The 17067-nt window shown below is 71.4% G+C and carries 16 protein-coding genes and 1 pseudogene; 4 read left to right on the forward strand and 13 right to left on the reverse strand.

What is annotated here, in order from left to right:
- Positions 1-212: 212 nt before the first annotated feature.
- Entirely contained in the window at positions 213-3116 is a 2904-nt protein-coding gene (locus E5671_RS07380) for a helix-turn-helix transcriptional regulator (protein WP_160503037.1), read from the reverse strand.
- Positions 3117-3561: 445 nt separating this feature from the next.
- Between E5671_RS07380 and E5671_RS07385 the strand changes: the two are divergent.
- Positions 3562-3780, forward strand: a pseudogene (locus E5671_RS07385) (SAM-dependent methyltransferase); the annotation flags it as partial.
- On the opposite strand, the gene E5671_RS46120 reads toward E5671_RS07385, so the two are convergent.
- A complete protein-coding gene (locus tag E5671_RS46120; RefSeq protein WP_237330125.1) occupies positions 3765-3902 on the reverse strand; it encodes a hypothetical protein in 138 nt (45 codons plus the stop codon). The pseudogene E5671_RS07385 and the gene E5671_RS46120 overlap by 16 nt on opposite strands.
- 163 nt (positions 3903-4065) lie before the next feature.
- Here E5671_RS46120 and E5671_RS07395 point away from each other — a divergent pair, with 163 nt between their 5' ends.
- The 3 genes from E5671_RS07395 (at position 4066) to E5671_RS07405 (ending at position 6314) form a co-directional block, all read left to right on the forward strand.
- Positions 4066-4482 (forward strand): ATP-binding protein, encoded by a 417-nt coding sequence (locus E5671_RS07395; protein WP_160503038.1) that lies wholly within the window; start codon positions 4066-4068, stop codon positions 4480-4482.
- Between the two features lie 90 nt (positions 4483-4572).
- Positions 4573-4929: a DUF779 domain-containing protein gene (locus E5671_RS07400; RefSeq protein WP_160503039.1), complete on the forward strand. Its 357-nt coding sequence runs from the start codon at positions 4573-4575 to the stop codon at positions 4927-4929.
- A gap of 200 nt (positions 4930-5129) precedes the next feature.
- Complete coding sequence (locus E5671_RS07405) at positions 5130-6314, forward strand: phosphodiester glycosidase family protein (protein WP_160510038.1); 1185 nt, start codon at positions 5130-5132, stop codon at positions 6312-6314.
- Here the strand turns inward: E5671_RS07405 and E5671_RS07410 are convergent, their stop codons facing one another.
- From E5671_RS07410 to E5671_RS07460, 11 genes are all read right to left on the reverse strand, one after another.
- Positions 6315-6509 (reverse strand): hypothetical protein, encoded by a 195-nt coding sequence (locus E5671_RS07410; RefSeq protein WP_160503040.1) that lies wholly within the window; start codon positions 6507-6509, stop codon positions 6315-6317. It lies immediately after the preceding gene.
- 135 nt (positions 6510-6644) lie between these two features.
- Positions 6645-7502, reverse strand: a complete 858-nt coding sequence (locus E5671_RS07415; protein WP_160503041.1) for a phosphatidylinositol-specific phospholipase C/glycerophosphodiester phosphodiesterase family protein — start codon at positions 7500-7502, stop codon at positions 6645-6647.
- A 254-nt stretch (positions 7503-7756) separates the two neighbouring features.
- Positions 7757-8428, reverse strand: coding sequence for an ATP-binding cassette domain-containing protein (locus E5671_RS07420; RefSeq protein WP_160503042.1), 672 nt, complete (start codon positions 8426-8428; stop codon positions 7757-7759).
- Positions 8421-9335: an ABC transporter ATP-binding protein gene (locus E5671_RS07425; RefSeq protein ID WP_160510039.1), complete on the reverse strand. Its 915-nt coding sequence runs from the start codon at positions 9333-9335 to the stop codon at positions 8421-8423. The genes E5671_RS07420 and E5671_RS07425 overlap by 8 nt, the downstream gene beginning before the upstream one ends.
- A 41-nt stretch (positions 9336-9376) precedes the next feature.
- Positions 9377-10255 (reverse strand): ABC transporter permease, encoded by an 879-nt coding sequence (locus E5671_RS07430; RefSeq protein ID WP_160503043.1) that lies wholly within the window; start codon positions 10253-10255, stop codon positions 9377-9379.
- On the reverse strand, positions 10248-11213 hold the full coding sequence (locus E5671_RS07435; RefSeq protein WP_160503044.1) for an ABC transporter permease: 966 nt from the start codon (positions 11211-11213) through the stop codon (positions 10248-10250). Before E5671_RS07435 ends, E5671_RS07430 begins: the two co-directional genes overlap by 8 nt.
- A 32-nt stretch (positions 11214-11245) precedes the next feature.
- Entirely contained in the window at positions 11246-12841 is a 1596-nt protein-coding gene (locus E5671_RS07440) for an ABC transporter substrate-binding protein (RefSeq protein WP_160503045.1), read from the reverse strand.
- Between the two features lie 126 nt (positions 12842-12967).
- Complete coding sequence (locus E5671_RS07445; protein ID WP_160503046.1) at positions 12968-14095, reverse strand: acyl-CoA dehydrogenase family protein; 1128 nt, start codon at positions 14093-14095, stop codon at positions 12968-12970.
- Positions 14092-15273 (reverse strand): acyl-CoA dehydrogenase family protein, encoded by a 1182-nt coding sequence (locus E5671_RS07450; protein ID WP_160503047.1) that lies wholly within the window; start codon positions 15271-15273, stop codon positions 14092-14094. The genes E5671_RS07445 and E5671_RS07450 overlap by 4 nt, the downstream gene beginning before the upstream one ends.
- Positions 15270-16238, reverse strand: coding sequence for an NADPH:quinone oxidoreductase family protein (locus E5671_RS07455; RefSeq protein ID WP_160503048.1), 969 nt, complete (start codon positions 16236-16238; stop codon positions 15270-15272). Before E5671_RS07455 ends, E5671_RS07450 begins: the two co-directional genes overlap by 4 nt.
- A 94-nt stretch (positions 16239-16332) precedes the next feature.
- Complete coding sequence (locus E5671_RS07460; protein ID WP_160503049.1) at positions 16333-16992, reverse strand: helix-turn-helix domain-containing protein; 660 nt, start codon at positions 16990-16992, stop codon at positions 16333-16335.
- Between the last annotated feature and the right edge of the window lie 75 nt (positions 16993-17067).

A 17067-nucleotide genomic window follows, 5' to 3' on the forward strand; every position in this document is an offset into this window, starting at 1 on the left:
TGTCCGACCTGCTGCTGCCGAAAGCGTACCGCCGCGGTGGCGGCTCCTCCGGTCACAGATTCGCGGACCGCAGTGTGACCGGCCGCCGCGTAGAAACGGAAAACGCATCGCGGAGAAACGCAGACGCATGCGGAACGAGCCCACTCGGTCCGGGAGAGGAGATGCAGGCCGTGGTCACCAACCCGCGCGGCGACCTGCACCTCCCGCACCGTCTAGACCACGCGCAGACGGTCGCGGGCCTCGCCGTCCTTCCGCCCGTCGCGGCGCCCTTCGCGGTGCCCCTCCCGCCTGCCGGGGCCCGCGACGGGTACGGGAACGGGGCTGAGTTTCGCCGCCAGGTCCGCCCGGCGCTGGACGGCGAGCTTGCGGTAGGCGCGCGTGAGGTGCTGCTCGACGGTGCTGATCGTGATGAACAGCTTGTCGGCGATCTGCCGGTTGGTGTGGCCGCGTGCCGCGAGCGTCGCCACGCGCAGCTCCGCGCCGCTGAGGTCGTCGGCCTTGCGGCGGGCTCCGGACGGCCACGGCTGCTCGGCAGGAAGGGCGTTGCCGGTGTCGGCGACCGGCAACGCCCTGGGGACGGGAACCCCGCACTCCCGCCCCAGCTGCTGCGCCTTGCGGGCCAGAGCCCGTGCCTGACCGCCGTTGCCCAGCTCGCGGTGGGCGCGGGCCAGCTCGTCCGTCGCGCGGGCCAGTTCCACGCGGTGACCGCGCTCCCGCAGGATCTCGATGGCTTCGCCCAGGAGCACGGGCCTGCGTCCGGGGTGGAGAGCGCTCGCGAGGACCCGCAGCGAGACGCCACGCGTCCAGGCGTGCCCGGCGCCTCCCCCGTCGGCCAGGGCCAGTTGCTCCTGCGCGAGAGTCCTGGCCCGGGCTGCCTCGCCGAGCAGCAGATGGGCCTCGGCCGCGTCCGTCCGCCACGGAACCAGCGCGGGCAGGTCGAACTCCCAGCGGGTCATGAGGTCGCCGCACGTGTGGAAGTCGTCGAGCGCGGCATAGGGGCGCCCGGCGGCGAGGTAGTAGTGACCGCGCGCCCGGAGGTAGAGCAGCCCGTCGGGGGTGTGGAACGCCGTCTCCGGTATGGGGACGCTCAGTTGGGCCGCGGCCTCCTCCAGACGGCCCATGGCGGTCTTGGTGAGGACCGAGGTGGCGACCGGCGATGCGACGGCCACACCCCAGCCCTCGGGCGGGACGAGCGTGATCGCCAGGTGCGCCGCCTCCTCCGCCGCGGCGAGAGAGCCGAGCCTGAGTTCGATGCGTGCGTTGGTCGCGGCGAGCAGGGCCTGCCACATGGGTGCGTGGCGCTCGGCGGCTTCCTTGCGGAGGGTCTCGCACCAGAAGGCCGCGGTGTCCAGGCGGTCGGCCAGGACAAGGGAGTTCAGGGCCACGACGAGCGCGGTCAGCGTGCCGTCGTCGAGGCGGGTGCTCTGCAGGATCTGCTCCGCCCGGACCACCACGTCATCGCCCGCCCCCTCCAGTACGGCCTTCATCAGGGTGGCCGCGCGCTGTTGGGGGCTGCGGGCGGGCGGGCGCACACGCCGTGCGGCGTCGGAGTGGCGGGCGCGGGTTCGCGCGGAGCCGGGGAGCCCGGGATATTCGTACGCCATCCAGGAGCGCACGCAGTCGAGCCGGTGCGAGGCTTCCGCGCCGGGGTGCTCGCAGGGCTCGGTGCCGCCCCGCTCGACGGCATCCAGTATCTCCAGGGCCGGGCCGGCCTGCCCGAACCACAGCAGGTGGCCGACGAGTTCACCGGCCTGCCGGTCGCCGAGTCCGCCGTCGAGCGCGTCCGCGGTGAGCTCGGGCAGGTGCCGGGCCGCGGTGGCCGGGTTGAGCCGCCAGCCGGCCCTGATCAGTGCCTCCCTGATGGCCACGGACTGCCGGGCGTCGGTGCAGGTGTCGCGGGCGGCGCGCAGGCAGGTGAGGGCCAGTTCGACCTCGTCGTCGGCGAGCGCGCGCTCGGCGGCTTCGAAGAGCGTGCCGAGCGCCCACGCGGCGTCGATGGGCTCGGCCGCGATCAGATGCTGCACCACCACGGTCGCCGCCTCGCCGTGCTCGTGCAGCACTTGGGCGACGCGGGCCTCGAGGCGGGCGCGATGTGCGGGCTCCATGCTCCGCAGGACCGCGGCCCTGCCCGCTTCGTGGCGGAACCAGCCGGAGTCGAGCAGTCCCGCGTCGTTCAGGGCGCGCAGGCTGCGGTGGACCGACTCCCGGCTGGTTCCCAGGACTTCCACCAGCTCGGCGAGCGGCACGTCCTGGCCGACCACCGCAAGGGCCCACGCCGTGCGCCGCGTCGACACGTCACTGCGGTACAGGCCCGTGGCGACGGCCTGTGCGAAGGCTTCGCCCGGCACCAGAGCCGCGGAGCCGCATCCGCCGCCTCCCGCCGCACGGCGGTCCTCGATCAACGCCCGGGTGAGGAGCGGGTTCCCGCCGCCCGTCCGGTGAAGGTCCGAGACGAGCTGGCGCGTCCCCCACCCCTCGTCCCCGAATCCGGAGATCATTTCGGCCACTCCCTGCCGCTCCAGTGGTCCGAGCCTGATATTGCGGCAGCCCGGCAGACGCAGCAAGTCGACGTGTAATCGCGTATTTCCGGCCAGAAATCCGCTGTTCTCTCCCAGGACCACCAGAATGCGGCTGGCGTCGAGCCTGCGGGCCAGGTACAGGACGCATTCCAGGGAGTGGCCGTCGGCATGGTGCACGTCGTCGATGCTGAGCACCACCGGCCTTTCCCTGGACTGTTCAAGGACAATCCCGCAGAGCTTGGGAACCTCATTCATCACGACGGCCGGCACCACCCCCTCGGCCCGCCGAATCTGCGCGGCCACCGCCATCAGGTCCACAAGGCGAGCCGCCCGCTTGGCGTCGGCCCCCGGCAGATCCGCGCCGAGCAGCAACTGCCCCATCACGCCAAGAGGCAGGTCGCTCTCCGCCTCCGACGCTGTGGCCTGCAGAAACAACGCCCCGGCAGCGGTTGCGCGTTCACCGAAAGCCCGCAGCAACGCGGTTTTCCCGCTGGCCACCGCGCCGCTTACCAATAGCACTCCGCCATGCCCCGCCATACAGGCGTTGAGCATGCCGTCCATGATCGAGAACTCTTCCTCACGGTCCACCAAGTTCATGAGCCGACTTCTCCCCCGCGCCTGACGGCTGATCCTAGAGCGGCCGGACGGTCAGCCGGATCCCACCTTTCGACTTGCCCGGCCACTTGCTTGAAGACTCTGCCATATCTGAAAATCAACCACCAGCGTCATTTGACTCAATGATGTCGAATAACCGTCGCGAACGCGCCACTTGGCCGATGACCGGACTTCCCTGTTCCATATCGACGGGAAACTCCTGCGGTATTGCCGATGATGCGGAAACCAATGGAATTTCGGAAGGCTCACCCGGGTCCGCGCGAAGGGACAGCAGAGGCGGCGGAGAACACCCGTGACGGCTGAACCGAGGGGACGATTGGCGCGATCGGCACGGCCCGGTCGCACGGGGTGTGACTGATTCATCGCCCTCGCGCACCCGCCTTCATGGACTGGCACACCCACCTTCATGGACTGGCGCACCCGCCGACTGGTCAGCAGCCCCGAGGGGATGACCGACTACATCCAGGCGGATGTCCGTGAGCCGCTGGAGATCCTCGGACACGCCCGCGGTCTCCTCGACTTCGACTGCCCGATCGCCCTCTCCCTCATCGCTCTCATGCACTTCCTGCCCGACAACTAGGACCCGTACGGCATCGTGAGCACGCTCCTGGACGCCCTGCCCTCCGGCATCTACGCGGCGGTGGCGCGCATCCCCTGACCGGCAGTCGACGCCCCAGGTCCCGCCCCGGTGTCCAGCTCCCGCGCGAGCCGACGCATGGTCACGCTGCCCAGGCCCTCGGCGCGCACGATCTCCACCGCGGGTGTCATACGACCAGAGGCGGCGTCCCCACTGCCAGGAGCTTGATTGACGATCAGCGAGGGCGGGCATCACGGTGGGGCAGGATCGGCCGCGCAAGACATGCCGCGGCCCCGGTGAGCGGAATGTCGTCGCGAGCACGCCGGTTGTCCCAGGGGAGGGAAGTGAGTCGCCATGCGTGCGCACAAGCGCGCCCATCGGCACGTCGCCCGCGTTGAGTACGTACTGCCACAGGAAGCCGCATCGGCCGGCCGGGCGCGGAAGTTGACCTCCGCGTTCCTCACCCGGCCACGTCGGCATCTGACAGAAGTGGACTCGGAGCGGGTGGACGACGCCACGCTGATCGTGTCGGAACTCGTCGCCAATGCCACCCAGCACGGCCAGAGTCCCTGCCGTCTGCGCCTTGAGGTGTCCGACGACAAGGTGACGGTCGAGGTCCACGACGCGAGTCCCGTCGGCCCGCGCGTGCTCAAGCCGAGCACCGAGCGGGACAGCGGACGGGGCCTGGCGATGGTGCGTCACCTCTCCGCGCGCCTGGAGGTCGTCGGCAGCGGGCGACGCGGCAAGGCCGTTCGGGCGGTGCTCGCCTGAGGCCATTCGGGGGGGGTGCGCCCGACGGCCCTGAGCGTCGCGGCCTCGGCTGCAACCTCCTCGCAACCTTGCCCGGAGTTGGATGGGCCCATGACCGATACTCCATGCGTGGAGCTGACCCCTGCCGCCGCCGATCTGCTGCGGCGGCTGCGCGAGGCCCACGGCCCGCTGATGTTCCATCAGTCCGGCGGATGCTGCGACGGCAGCGCGCCCATGTGCTATCCGGAGGGTGAGTTCCGCACCGGCGGCTCCGATGTGCGCCTGGCGTCGCTGACCGTGGAGGGGGTGGCGGAACCGGTCGCCTTCTGGATGTCGAAGAGCCAGTACGACGTGTGGAGCCACACCCGGCTGATCGTGGACGTGGTGCCGGGCCGTGGCAGCGGCTTCTCCCTCGAAGCCCCGGAAGGCGTACGTTTCCTCATCCGTTCCCGGTTGGTCGGTACCTAGCCACCGGTCCTGCACCCGTCCGGCGCTCCCCTCTGGTGCACTTTCTGACCGACCCTCAGACTGAGGCGGTCGGCTGGCCAGGAAGACTTCAGGGGGCATGCGTGACATCACGGCGCAAGCACATCTTGGGACGGTTCAGAACGGCGAGAGCGGCGCTCTCGATAGTGACGGCATTCGGCACGCTGGCCGGTGCGGCTCTGATGGGAGCGGCACCGGCCGGCGGCGTGGAGGCGGACGGGAAGACGGCCGCGTCGCGGATCGCACCGGGCGTGCAGTACCGGCACTTCGACATCCCGGCCTCTCACGGCATGGCCCGCGCGCATCTGCTCGACGTCGACCTGAGTGATCCGCGCACGGGCGTCGACCTGCTCTATCCGGGTGCGGTGGGCGCCCGCTCCGTCGTCTCCGCGCTCGCGGACGGTGCGGGGGCGGTCGGCGGGATCAACGGCGACTTCTTCAACATCTCCGAGACCCAGCATCCGGGCGTCGAGCCCACCGGCGCGCCCGTCGGCCCCGCGGTCGCACGCGGCCGGGCCCTCAAGGCGGCGGTGCCGAACGGTCAGCGCTTCGGGCCCGCGATGCCTCCGGGCGTGACGACCCAAGCCGTGCTCGGCGTGGGCTTCGACCGCCGGGCCCGCATGGACAACCTCCGCCTCGACGGTGAAGTACGGACCCCGCAGACACGGTTGCCGCTCGGCGGGCTCAATCAGTACGCCCTCCCGGTGGGTTCCGTCGGCGCGTTCACCAGCGACTGGGGCAGCACATCGCGGGTGCGCTCCACCTGCGGCACCGACACCAACCGCGGCGCTCCCTGCAGCACGGACACCCACGAGGTGGCGGTGCGCGGCGGCCGTGTCGTGGACTCCGCCGGCACACCCGGCAGCGGTCCGGTCGCCCGCGGCACGACGGTCCTCGTGGGACGCGAGGCGGGCGCTCAGGAGTTGCGCAAGCTCGCGATCGGTGACCGGGTGCTGGTCAGGCACCGCCTGGTGGCGGCCGAGTCGCGCGTCGCGTTCCGCTTCGCGCTCGGCGGCTTCCCCGTCCTGCGCGACGGCGCCCCGCTGCCGGGCCTCGACTCCGTCACATCGGCCGTGCGGACGGCCGCGGGCATCTCCGACGACGGCCGACGCCTCCTGCTGCTCTCCCTGGACGGCTCCCCCGAGTTCCGTACGGGGCTGACCATCGCCGAAGTCGCGGACACCCTGCGGGGGTTGGGCGCGCGGGACGGCTTCAGCCTGGACGGCGGCGGCTCCTCCACCCTGGCCTCGTCCACCACCCTGGTCGCGAGGGCCCCGGGCGCGGAATCAGTCACCGTACGCAACAACCCGAGCGGCGGCGTGGAACGCGCGGTACCGAACGGGATCGGCGTGTTCTCCGGGGGCTGATCACGGCTGCAGGCCGCTGACGATGTCCGCGGCGGCCGTGACCCCGTTGTGGATGGTCGGCGCCATGCTCGAACTCGCCAGATAGAAGCCGAGCAGCGCACAGACCAGGGCGTGCGAGAACTTCAGCGCGCCGTTGCGCAGAAAGACCACTGCCAGGATCACGAGCAGCAGCACCACAGAGACCGAAATGGCCATGGGGACAACCTCCTCCGCCACGTCAACACCGCGGCTTTCGGCCGAGTGTGGCGTAGCGGAGGGACCGTCCGGGCGACCGGCATGTCCTCCGAACGGGTGTTATGTGCCGGGGCGTTGCTTCAGCCGCGCCGGGCCCTACTGCCCGTGGGCGTCGAGGAACGCCTCGAGCCCCGCAAGGTCATCCGTGTTCAAGTGGTCGACGCCGGCGGCGAGGAGCTCACCCCATACCGCGTCACGTGCCGGGCCCGCCAGATCGGGCGTCGCCCAGAAGCGGACGCGCTGCCCGCGTTTGTGGGCGGCTCCGACGATGGAGCGCAGCTTGTCGCGCTCGGCCGCGGGGATCGCGCCGACGCCCCGCCAGCTGAAGTTGAGCGTCCAGTTGTCGCTGATCAGCGGGATGAACGAGGCGGGCGCCGGGCCGCCCAGATCGGCGAGACGGCCGTCGTAGAAGGCGCGGCGCACGCGCTGGGCCTCCATCGGCGCGCGGGCGGCCCGGTCGCCGGAGATCACCGCGGTCACGGGTCCGCGGCGCACCTTGCCGTGGGAGTACGTGGTGAACAGGTGCCGGTAGCGCCGCAGATGCCGGTCGAGTTCCAGGTACGTCGCCGCGCCCTCGGTCTTGATGTCGATCAGGAGCTGGAAGGGGGTGCGGTGGTAACCCCGGTACACGGAGCCGTGGTTGGCGCGCACGCGGGCCGCCAGGGGGTCCAGGTAGAGGGATTCGAGAGTGCGGGCGGGATCGAGGTCGATCGGGTCGTGCGCGACCAGGAGCTGCCCGTCGACGAGGTAGATGTCGGCCTCGACGCTGCCGAAGCGGTGGTCGAGCGCGTCGAACAGGGGCCGGGGGTGCTCGTAGTCGTTGTGCGCGTGGGCGCGGATGAGGGGACGGGGATGGTGCCCTCGCTCGGTGGCCTGGGCGTACGCGGGGACGGCGGCGGTGCCGGCGAGTGCGGCGCCGATGGTCAGGGCTCTACGACGGGTGATGAGTGCCACAAAGACTCCCGGGAAGGGGCGATGACGACGGGCGGGCCTCAGTGAGTATGAGGCCATGCTCGCGTCAAGAAACCCCTTCGCTCCGGGAGTTGGCGCTATCGACGCCCTTCGTTCATTCCCGGAGCCGCGGGGCGACGCATGGCCGCCTCACACCACGTCACGGCGTCTCCTCCCGCTGCGCCGCCGCTTGCCGTCGGCGCCCCGTAAGGGGCGCGGGGAGCTGCGCGACCAGCCCCCACCGGCCCGCGGTTCCGTCACCGCACCTCCAGCGGAGCGCTTAGCTCGGCCCAGTGGACGGTCCGCTCGCACCACCGCTCCAGGAGCACCCGGTCGTGCCCGACCGCGAGCAGTCCTGCGCCGCTCTCGCGCCGGTACTCCTCCACGGCGTGCACGAGTGCCGCCGTCGTCGAGGCGTCGAGCATCGCCGTCATCTCGTCGCAGATCAGCCAGCGCGGGCGGAGCACCAGGGCGCGGGCCAGGCAGGCGCGCTGGAGCTGGCCGTCACTGACCTCGTGCGGCCTGCGGCCCAGGAGGTCCTCGCCGAGGCCGACCGTGGCCGCCAGCTTCCGTACGCGCTCGGCGGCTTCGCTGCCGCGTCCGGTCGCACGGAGCGGCTCGGCGATCAGGTCCGTGAGGGTGAGGCGCGGGTCGGCGGAGAGGCGCGGCTGCTGGAAGACGACGCCGAAGGCGGTGCGCTGGGTGCGGGGGGCGCGGTGCCGCCAGCCGCGGGCGGGCGTGCCGTCGATGACGACGCGGCCCGCGTCGGGCTTGTGAAGCAGGGCCGCGACCCGGGCCAGGGTCGACTTGCCGCAGCCGCTGGGGCCGAGAAGGCCGACGGAGGCGCCGGGCGCGAGCGTGAGGTCCACGCCGCGCATGACGGGGGCGCGGCGGTCGTATCCGGCGGTGATGGAACGGAGTTCAAGCACGGGGTGCCTCCAGCACGGCCGCCGTATGAGGGTGGTGGCAGGCGACCCCGGCCACGGCCTGCGGCACGATCCCGCAGGCCTCGTCCGCTGCGCCACAGCGTGCCGCGAACGCGCATCCGCTCGGCAGCGCGGAGAGTTCGGGCGGCATGCCGGGGATGGGTGTGAACTCCCGCTCCGGGAGGGCGTTCAGGAGGCCGCGCGCGTAGGGGTGGCGGGGGCCGGGGGCGCCGAAGAAGTCCTCGGCGTCGGCGAGTTCGACGATGCGGCTCGCGTACATCACGGCGACGCGGTCCGCGATGCGCTCGGCGGCCGCCAGGTCGTGGGTGATCAGGAGCAGCGCCCTGTCGTCGCCGACGTGCTTGCGCAGCTCGTCCACGGTGCGGTCGACGAGGTCGCGGTCGAGGCCTGTCGTCGGCTCGTCGGCGAGCAGCAGGGGCGCGTCGCCGATGAGCGCGAGCGCGGTGGCGGCACGTTGGGCAAGGCCGCCGGAGAGCTCGTGCGGGTAGCGGTCGAGGTGCCCTGAGGGGAACGCGGCGCGCTCGGCGGCGGCCTCGGCGGCCTTGCGCAGCTGCGGGCGGCGCACGTCCGCAAGCTCCCGCAGGGTCTCCTCCAGCTGGGCGCGGACCGTGCGTACCGGCGTCAGGTGCGCGGCCGGGCTCTGCGGTACGAGTCCGACGCGACGCCCGCGGACCGTGCGGGCCAGGGTGCGCTCGTCGGCGGACAGGAGGTCCACGTCGCCGATGAGCGCGGACCCGGCCGTCTCCGCGTTCTGCGGAAGCAGCCCGAGCAGCGCGGAGGCGAGCACGGACTTGCCGCAGCCGCTCTCGCCTACGAGGGCCAGACACTCCCCCGCCGCCAGGTCGAAGTGGGCGTCGGTGACGGCGGAGACGAAGGTGTCGCCGCGCATGCGGAAACGTACAGAAAGGCCCTGCACGGACAGCACGGGGGTCACAGCATCAGCTCCGATCGGCGCCGGGGATTGATCCGTTCCCGCCAGGCACCCGCGAGGCCCGCGATCGCCAGGGTGGGCACGATGATGAACAGGCCGGGGAAGAGCGTCGGCCACCAGTCCCCGGCGAGGAGCGAGCCGCGCGCGCTCTGCACGAGGGTGCCGAGGCTCGCCTGGTGTGTGGGGAGTCCGAGGCCGAGGAAGGACAGCGCGGACTCGTGCCAGATGGCGTGCGGCACCATCAGGACGGCGGCGAGTCCAGCCTGCGGAAGCACTCCGGGCAGCAGATGGCGCACTGTCACGCGCATCCGCGAGGCACCCCCGGAGATGGCCGCGTCGACGTACGGACGTGACCTCAGTGAAAGCACCTCGGCGCGCACGATGCGGGCCGTGGACAGCCAGTGCGTGAGCGCGACCGAGACGACGACGGGCCATACGCCAGGCCGGAACATCGCCACGATGAAGATGCCGAGCAGCAGGTGCGGGACGGACGAGAAGACGTCCACGAGCCGCATCACGACCCGGTCGACCCAGCCGCCCGACGCGGCGGCGAGCGCACCCACCGCCGTGCCGATGACGGTGGCGACGACGGCCGCCACCACACCCACGAGGAGTGAGACCCGCAGCCCGTACACGCACCGCAGGAGCAGATCGCGTCCTACGTCGTCGGTGCCGAAGGGGTGGTCCCAGGACGGCGGCTGGAGCTTGGCGGCGAGGTCCACGGCCTGTTCGTCGAGGTTCACGAGCGGCGGTACGACGAGGACGGCGAGAACGACCGCCGCGACGATCACCGCCGAGGAACGGACCCGCCACACGCGCGTGGAGCGGCTTTTGGAGGCGCTCCCGAGGGAGGCACGCCAAGTCGTCGTCTCAGCCATCGAATCCCACCCTCGGGTCGGCGAGGCCGTACAGCAGGTCGGCCAGGAGGTTGCCCAGGAGCACCGCGGCCGTGGCGAGGACGGTGAGCGCGGCCAGCAGCGGGAAGTCCACGGCGGTCGCCGCCGACACGGTGGCCGCCGCGATGCCGGGCCAGCTGAAGACGGTCTCCACCATGAGCGCCCCGGTGATCAGTTCGGGCACGCGGGAGCCGATCAGCGTGAGCACCGGCAGCATGCCCGAGCGCAGGGCGTGCCCGAGCAGGACGGTGCGTTCGGCGAGGCCACGCGCGCGTGCGCCACGGACGGGGTCGTCGCCCAGTGCGTCGCCGACCCCTTGGCGTACGTAGAGCACGAACCACGGAAGCTGCGAGATCGCCAGGACGGCGGCGGGCAGCACGAGGTGGCTCGCGACCTGCCCGGCGGTCACGGCCGAGCTCGCGGTGTCCGTGAGCCCGCCCGATGGCAGCACCCCGAGCTTCAGGGCGAACAGCCAGACAGCGAGGAGGCCGATCCAGAACGGCGGGGCGGCTTCGAGCGTGTACGCGAGCGAGGTCACGGCACGGTCGAGCCAGCCGCCGGGGCGGCGCGCGGCGAGGACGCCGAGCGCGGTGCCGACGAGGATCGCGAGCAGGAACGCGGTGGCGGCGAGCAGCACGGACCAGCCGATGCGCTCACCGATGACGTCCGAGACGGGCTGGCGCAGGGTGCTCGAATCCCCGAGGTCGCCGTGCACGGCCGACGTCAGCCAGTCCCACCAGCGCTGCACGAGCGGCTGGTCGACGCCGAGGTTGCGACGCAGCTGGTCGAGGTTCTCCTGCGACGCGGTGAGGCCCGCCGTGCCCGCGTACGCCTTGACGGGGTCGAAGGGGGACGCGGCGGCGATCGCGAAGACGCCGAAGGTCACGGCGAGCAGGACCGGGACGGCGAACAGGGCCCGCCGTCCCGTCATGCGCGCCATCGGCCCCCAGGGGAGCTTTTGGAGCGCGGACTTCACTGCTTCGGCTGCCAGTCCTCGACGTTCCACCACGGGCCCGACGCGAGGCCGTGGTCGTGCGGCTCGGTCTGGGTGGTCAGGTCACCGAAGCGCTTGTCGACGACGTAGAGGTGGTCGATGTGGGTGAGGAAGGTGTAGCCCGGGTTCTTCACCAGCTCGCGCTGGATGGTGTCGTACGCGGCCTGCCGCTTGGCGTGGTCGCCGCTCTCGCGGGCCTCGTCGAGCGCCTTGTCGACCTTGGGGTTGTCGTAGTGGGCCATGTTGTTGAAGCCGTCACCGGCGAGGGAGGACTTCAGGAGCGTGTACTGGTCGAAGTCCGGGTCGGCCGGGGAGCCGCCGCCCGCCAGGACCGCGTCCTTGGGCATGCGCGGCTCGATGACCTCCCACGTACCTGCCTGCACCTCCACCTTGATGCCGAGCTTCTTGGCGTCGGATGCGTAGGCGAGGGCGTGGTCCTGGCGGAGCTTGTCGCCGGAGAGGTACCAGAGCGGGAACGTCGCCTGGACGCCGTCCTTCTCGCGGATGCCGTCCTTGCCCGGCTTCCAGCCCGCCTTGTCGAGGATCTTCTTGGCGGCAGCAAGGTCGTGCTTGCGCTCAGTCCCCTTCGTGAACCAGGGGCTGTCGGTCGGGACGGGCCCGTAGGCCTCCTTGCCCGCGCCGTCCAGGATCGAGTCGACCATGGCCTTGCGGTCCACGCCGGTGTCGAGAGCGCGCCGGATGCCGGTGTCGCCCGTGACCTTGTTGCCGGTGGGCAGGGTCACCACGCGGTAGTCGAAGGTCTTGGCGGCGTACGACTTCTTGTTGCCGTCACTCTCGTACTTCTTCGCGAGGTTGGGAGGCAGGATCGCGCCGTCGAGCTCACCGGCGTCGAGCCGGGTGGCGCGGATGTCGTCGTCCTTGATGATCGCCATGGTGAAGTTCTTGACCTTCGGTGCGCCGCCCCAGTACCCGGGGTTGGCCTTGAAGGTGAGCTTCTCGCCCTTGGACCACTTCACGAGCTTGTACGGGCCCGTGCCGACCGGCTTGGTGGTGAACTGGCCGGTGTTCACGTCCTGCTTGCCGGCTATGTGCTCGGGCGCGATCGGCAGGACGGTGCGCTCGGCGAACGGCGCGTAGGGGTACTTGAGGTGGAAGACGACGGTGTCGTCGCCCTTCGCCTCGACGTCTCTGACGGCGTCGAGCTCGGTCTTGGCGGCGTTGTTGGTCTTCTTGTCGAGGATCGTCTCGTACGTGAAGACGACGTCCTTGGACGTGAAGGGCTTGCCGTCGCTGAACTTGACGCCCTTGCGCAGTTTGAACGTGTACGTCTTGCCGTCGTCGCCGACCTTGGGCAGCTCGGCCGCGAGTGCGGGCTTGAGCTTCATCTCGGCGTCGTGCGTGAGCAGACCGTCGAAGATCTTGGAGTTGCCGTCCTTGCCGTAGCCGAGGAGCGGGCTCAGGGTGTCCGGTTCGTAGGCGATGCCGACGACCGCGGAGTCCTTGGCGCCGCCCGCGTTCTTGCCGTCGCCCGGCGCCGAACAGGCCGATGCGGCGACCGCCAGTGAGGCGGCCGCCGCTACCGCGCCCGTACCCCGTATCGATCGGGCCCTCATGCTCCACACCCCTACTGAAGATCAAACGTTATTGCGAACGGGTCGCAATTATGCCTCATGTAATGGGTGGGTAAATCGTGCGGGCCGTACCAAGTGGATCACAGTGTCCGGGGCCGACGGCCGGGGTCAGGGAGCCGGCAGATTCACGCGTGCGGCCAGCTCCTCCCGGTGCCGCCCCACCGTGCCGAGCGCGATCGAGTCGGCCTTGGCCCGCTTCAGGTAGAGATGGACGGGGTGCTCCCACGTCATGCCGATGCCGCCGTGCAGCTGGAGCGCCTCCTCGGCGATGTGCACCGTGGCGGGTGACGCGTAGGCCTGCGCGAGAGCCGCCGCGACATCGGCGTCCTCGCTACCGGCGGCGAGGGTGTCCGCGGCGTTGCGGGCGGCGGCGCGGATGTTCACGACCTCCAGCCAGAGCTGGGCGAGGCGGTGCTTGAGCGCCTGGAAGGAGCCGACGGGCCGGTTGAACTGGTGCCGTTCCTTCGTGTACCGGACAGTCTCCGTCAAACACCAGTCGGCGAGGCCCAGTTGCTCGGACGCCAGGAGCCCCGCCCCCGCCCGCAGACCACGCCGTACAGCGGGTCCGGATTCTGGACCGACCGCACGCGCGCGTGCCCCCTCGAAGCTGACCGTGGCGAGCGGCCGCGTCTGGTCGAGCGAGGTCTGCGGCACGGCGGTCACGCCGGTGTCTTCCGCGTCCACCGCGTACAGCCCCGCACCCGTCGGGACGAGGAACACATCGGCGGCGACCGCGTCGGCGACACCGGTGACGCTGCCGTGCAGGGCACCGTCCTCCGCGCGTACGTCGGGCAGCACGCCGCCCGGAGCGGTGACGTGCGGCACGGCGAGCACGCCGACCTTGCGTCCCGAGGCGAGCGCGCCGATGAGTTCCCTGGCCGCGTCACTGTCGCAGGCCAGCAGCGTCTCGGTCGCGATGACGGCACTGGTCAGATAGGGCACGGGCGCCACCGCTCGGCCCAGCTCCTCAAGGACGACGGCGGCTTCGCGGTGCGTGGCACCCTGGCCGCCGAGTTCCTCGGGCACGAGCAGGCCCGCGAGGCCCATGCCGTCCGTGAGCGCCTTCCACAGGTCGCGGTCGTGCGGCTCGGCGGACTCGGTGCGGGCGAGCACGGCGGTGGCGTCGCAGTGGTCGGCGAGGAGGCCGCGCACGACCGAGCGCAGCGCCTCTTCCTCTTCGGAGTACAGCAGGTCGCGCGGCGGGGGCTGCGGGATCTGGGTGGTCTGCGTACTCATCGGGCGAGGTCCTTCCAGGCGACGTCCTTGTCGGTGCGCGGCTCGGAGGGCAGTCCGAGTACGCGCTCGGCGACGATGTTGAGCAGCACTTCGTTCGTGCCGCCCTCGATGCTGTTGCCCTTGGCGCGCAGATAGCGGTAGCCCGCGTCACGGCCGACGAAGTCGACGGTCGCGGGCCGCCGCATCGTCCAGTCCTCGTACAACAGACCTTCCCCGCCCAGGAGTTCCACCTCCAGGCCGCTGATCTCCTGGTTGAGGCGGGCGAACCCGAGCTTCATGCCCGAGCCCTCGGGCCCCGGCTGTCCCGCGACGAGCTGCTGGCGCAGGCGCTCCCCGGTGAGCCGGGCGATCTCGGCCTCGACCCACAGCTTGAGCAGCCGCTGATGCAGATCGTGCGTGCGCAGCTCGGGGCGATCCCGCCACGCCTCGGCGACCAGGCCGATCATGCCTCCCTCGCGCGGGATGCGGGCACCGCCGATGGACACGCGCTCGTTCATGAGGGTGGTCTGCGCGACCTTCCAGCCGTCGCCGATCTCACCGAGGCGGTGCGCGTCCGGGATACGTACGTCGGTGAGGAAGACCTCGTTGAACTCGGCCTCGCCGGTGATCTGCCGCAACGGCCGTACCTCGACGCCCGGATCGGTCATGTCGCAGACGAAGTACGTGATGCCGCGGTGCTTGGGCACCTCCGGGTCGGTGCGGGCGATGAGGATGGCCCAGCGGGCGGCGTGCGCTCCGGAGGTCCACACCTTCTGCCCGTTGACCACCCAGGTGTCGCCGTCACGGACCGCGCGCGTGCCCAGGGCGGCGAGGTCGGAGCCGGCACCCGGCTCGCTGAAGAGCTGGCACCACACCTCGTCGCCGACCCACAGCGGCCGCAGGAAGCTCCGCTTCTGCTCCTCGGTGCCGAAGCGCAGGATGGTCGGCGCGGCCATGCCGAGGCCGATGCCGATGCGGCGCGGTTCGTTGTCGGGCGCGCCCGCGGCCTCCAACTCGGCGTCCACGACGGCCTGCAGGGACCGCGGAGCGCCGAGCCCGCCGAGCCCCTCCGGGTAGTGCACCCAGGCGAGTCCGGCGTCGAAGCGGGCCTTGAGGAAGGCCGCGCGTTCCGTCGCCGCCGGTGGGTGCGCGGCGAGGAACTCCTGGGTGCGGCGGCGCAGTTCGGCGGCGTCCGTCATACGTCGACTCCCTCGGGGACCACGGCGACCCGCCCCGTGGTGACGCCGTCGGCGACGCGCTGGACGGCGGCGGGCGCCTCGCTCAGCGGGACGCGCTCGCTGATGAGCGGCTTGATCGCGCCCTTGGCCGCGAGCTGGGTGAGCTCCTCGTGGCAGCGCAGGACCGCCTGCGGGTCCTTGGTGTTGTAGAGGCCCCAGTGCAGGCCGAGGACCGCGTAGTTCTTCACCAGGGCGTGGTTGAGCGCGGGCGTCGGGATGACACCGCTCGCGAAGCCGACGACGATGATCCGCCCCTCGAAGGCGACGCACTTCGTGGACTGCGTGTACGCGTCGCCGCCCACGGGGTCGTAGACGACATCGGCGCCACGGCCGCCGGTGGCTTCCTTGACCGCGCCGATCACGTTCTCCGTACGCCGGTCGATGACGACATCGCAGCCGAGCTCACGCGCGACCTCGGCCTTCGCGGCGCCGCCGACGACGCCGATGACCTTGGCGCCCGCCGCCTTGCCGAGCTGGACGGCCGCGCTGCCGACTCCCCCGGCGGCCGCGTGCACCAGAAGGGTCTCGCCCTCCTGGAGGTGCGCGCGGCGGTGCAGGCCGAACCAGCCCGTCTGGTAGCCGATGTGCAGCGCGGCGGCCTCTGCGTCGTCCAGGGCCTCGGGCGCGGGCAGCACGGCCGCCGCGTCCGCGATCGCGTACTCGGCGAAACCCCCGTACGGAAGAGCGGGGTTGGCGATCACGCGCCGCCCGTCCTCGGTCTCGCCGCAGATCTCCACGCCGGGAGTGAACGGCAGCGGGGGTGTGACCTGGTACTGCCCGCGGCAGAGCAGGGCGTCGGGGAAGTTGATGTTGGCTGCGCGGACCTTGAGGAGCAGCTGTCCGTCGCCGGGCACCGGCCGGTCCACGTCTTCGAGGCGCATCACCGCGCTCGGCTCGCCGTTCTGGTGCACTTGCCATGCCTGCATGCGGGGCCTCCACGGGGCTTTCGTAGACCAAGCTCCGTCGCATACTAAGCGGTCGCTTGCAGCCAGGGGAACCGTCTCGTCAGTCCGTTTTGCGCTACTCCCCTCTGGGCTTCCGCTGAGACGGCCGCGCCCGTACGTGCATCCGCTCACCCTGCGGCCCGAACAGGCTGAGGAATTCCGCGGGCCCCTCCCCGGTGGACCCGAACCAGTGCGGGAGGCGCGTGTCGAACTCCGCGGCCTCGCCGGCCGTGAGGACCACGTCGTGATCGGCGAGCACGAGCCGCAGCCGCCCGGACAGGACGTACAGCCACTCGTACCCCTCGTGGGTCTGCGGGTCGGGCTGGACGGACCGGGAGGGCTCGAACACCTTGTACGCCTGGAGGCCGCCGGGCTGGCGGGTCAGCGGGACCATCGTGCGGCCGTGCCGGACGATCGGCTTGGCCCGCACCCTCGGGTCGCCGACGGGCGGGGCGCCGACCAGTTCGTCCAGGGGGACCTGGTGGGCACGGGCGATGGGGAGCAGGAGTTCGAGGCTGGGCTTGCGGTTGCCGGACTCCAGGCGGGAGAGGGTGCTCACGGAGATGCCGGTGGCGGCGGCGAGGCCCGCGAGCGTCGCACCGCGCTCCTTGCGGATCCTGCGCAGGCGGGGGCCGACCTCGGCAAGGACTCCGTCCAGATTCGCGCCGTCGTCGTCGCCCTCCGCCGCGTCGGCCGCCTTGCTCGCTGCCCTGTTCTCTGTCCTGTTCTCCGCCATGCGTCAATTGCAATATCGGCAATGCCATTTGTCAATAGAGCACCTTCGGGCCGGACGGAGTTCCGCACGGGCATG

It is taken from the genome of Streptomyces sp. BA2 (genome assembly GCF_009769735.1).
In the GTDB taxonomy this organism is placed as follows: Bacteria; Actinomycetota; Actinomycetes; order Streptomycetales; family Streptomycetaceae; genus Streptomyces.